The following is a 2,225-nucleotide window of genomic DNA, read 5'->3' as shown; positions in this document are numbered from 1 at the left end:
ATCTACGATAGCGACACCATCCTCAGCCTCGGCCACACCCCGCGCAAACTGATCGTTTACGGCGCCGGCGTGATTGGTTGCGAATATGCTTCGATCTTCAGTGGTCTGGGCGTGCTGGTTGAGCTGGTGGATAACCGCGGTCAGTTGCTGAGCTTCCTCGACTCGGAAATCTCCCAGGCGTTGAGCTACCACTTCAGCAACAACAACATCACCGTGCGCCACAACGAAGATTACGATCGCGTTGAAGGCGTCGACAGCGGTGTGATCCTGCATCTGAAGTCCGGCAAGAAGATCAAGGCCGACGCCTTGCTCTGGTGCAACGGTCGTACCGGCAACACCGATCAGTTGGGTCTGGAAAACATCGGCGTCAAGGTCAACAGCCGTGGCCAGATCGAGGTCGACGAGGCTTATCGCACCTGCGTGCCGAACATCTACGGCGCGGGCGATGTGATCGGCTGGCCGAGCCTGGCCAGTGCTGCTCACGACCAGGGCCGTTCGGCCGCTGGCAGCATCGTTGATAACAATAGCTGGCGCTTCGTGAATGATGTGCCGACCGGCATCTACACCATTCCGGAGATCAGCTCGATCGGCAAGAACGAGCAGGAGCTGACTCAGGCCAAAGTGCCATACGAAGTCGGCAAGGCCTTCTTCAAGAGCATGGCGCGGGCGCAGATTGCCGGCGAGCCGCAAGGCATGCTGAAGATCCTGTTCCACCGTGAAACCCTGGAAGTGCTGGGCGTTCACTGCTTCGGTTATCAGGCGTCGGAGATCGTTCACATCGGTCAGGCGATCATGAGCCAGCCGGGCGAACTGAACACACTGAAGTACTTCGTCAACACCACGTTCAACTACCCGACCATGGCCGAAGCCTATCGGGTAGCGGCGTACGACGGCCTCAACCGGCTTTTTTGACGGGCTCCGGCCGGTGGCCTGAGCCGGCCGGGGAGACCGATTTCAGCAATTCTCGAGCGTGGCAGTGGCCAAACCGGGAAAGTCTGTAATCAGGCTGTCAACGCCGAAGTCGGCGAGTCTGCGCATCAGTGCAGGCTCGTTGACTGTCCACACCGACACATGCAGCCCCTGACGCTGCGCTTTTTGCAGGCGCTCAGGCGTACACAGCGTCCAGTTCAACGCCAGAATCTCGCAGCCGTAGCTTTGCGCGACCTTCAACGGGTCGAGCCAGGCGTACTCGGCGACCAGTCCGCGCGATACGTCCGGGACCAGATCCAGCGCAGCCTTCAACACTTCCCGAGAGCTCGAGGTGATGGTCACCTTGTCGAGCAAGCCGTGGCGTTGCGCCATTTCCCGAATCGCCAGCACGGTAGTGGCCGCGCGAGTGCGTGAAGCGCTTTTGACTTCAAGCTGCCAGTGCTCGAAATCGCACTTCTCGAACAACTCTTCCAGCGTCGGAATCGGGCACGGCTTGATCCAGCCCGGGCCACCCTTGCGCGCATCAAACGTCACCAGATCGGCGGCTGTTTGCTCGATGACCTTGCCGCGCCGGTCGGTGGTGCGCTTGAGGGTCGGGTCGTGGATGACCATCAGCTCGCCGTCTTTGGACAGGTGCAGATCGAGTTCGCAACGGCGCACGCCGTGCTTGAGACATTCCTGAAAACTGCTCAGGGTGTTTTCCGGTGCTTCGCCCTTGGCGCCGCGGTGGCCGTAGATGAGGGTCACGGTTCTTCCTTAATTTAAATGCCTGATTCGTTTTGTTCGCGGGCCAGACGTCGTTCCTGAGCCTGCTTCTGCAAGATATAGCGGGCGAGTAGCTGGCGCTGGGCATCGGTGAGGTGTTCGAACTCGGTACCGACGTCATAACCCTCACCCTTGCGGTCGCAGTGGGTGACGCGGGCGCGCAGTAACAGGCCGAGCGCCTGGGGCATCAGCACCAGTTTGACCGACAGGTGTGCGCCTGCAGCGATTGGCGTCGGATGCTGAAAGTCGATCCCGCCCTCGGAGATAATCACCGGTTGCGGCTCGCCGATGTGGCCGAGCACGGTCAGGGCAACTACCTGGCTGAGCAGGTCGATACGCTTGTTCTGGGATTTCAGGAACGCAGCGATAGCCCGGTCGCGCTCGCTGATCTGGCGCAACAGGTGCTGCGACTCGAATTCACTCAGGTGCAGTTCGCTGAGCAGGTTGAAGAGTGGGGAAGCATCCTGCAACACTTCCTGGCCTGCGGCTTCGGGAGCAGACAGGGGCCGAATTTCCAGTGCGATCGTGTC

3 protein-coding genes are annotated in these 2,225 nt (G+C 60.3%); 1 reads left to right on the top strand and 2 read right to left on the bottom strand.

All coding sequences use genetic code 11. From position 1 onward, the window contains the following. Positions 1-912, top strand: a 912-nt coding sequence (sthA, locus tag ACIQVE_RS28985; RefSeq protein ID WP_402815308.1) for a Si-specific NAD(P)(+) transhydrogenase, incomplete at its 5' end; no start/stop codon positions are given. A gap of 42 nt (positions 913-954) precedes the next feature. Here the strand turns inward: sthA and ACIQVE_RS28980 are convergent. Then, positions 955-1,677, bottom strand: coding sequence for a glycerophosphodiester phosphodiesterase (locus ACIQVE_RS28980; protein WP_402815306.1), 723 nt, complete (start codon positions 1,675-1,677; stop codon positions 955-957). 14 nt (positions 1,678-1,691) lie between these two features. Continuing rightward, on the bottom strand, positions 1,692-2,225 hold a 534-nt coding region (locus ACIQVE_RS28975; RefSeq protein ID WP_402815304.1), incomplete at its 5' end, for a PilZ domain-containing protein.

This window comes from Pseudomonas sp. NPDC098747 (genome assembly GCF_044760045.1).
Lineage (GTDB): Bacteria > Pseudomonadota > Gammaproteobacteria > Pseudomonadales > Pseudomonadaceae > Aquipseudomonas.
The sequence above is the reverse complement of the archived record's forward strand: the minus strand, read 5'-3'. Positions and strand labels throughout refer to the sequence as shown.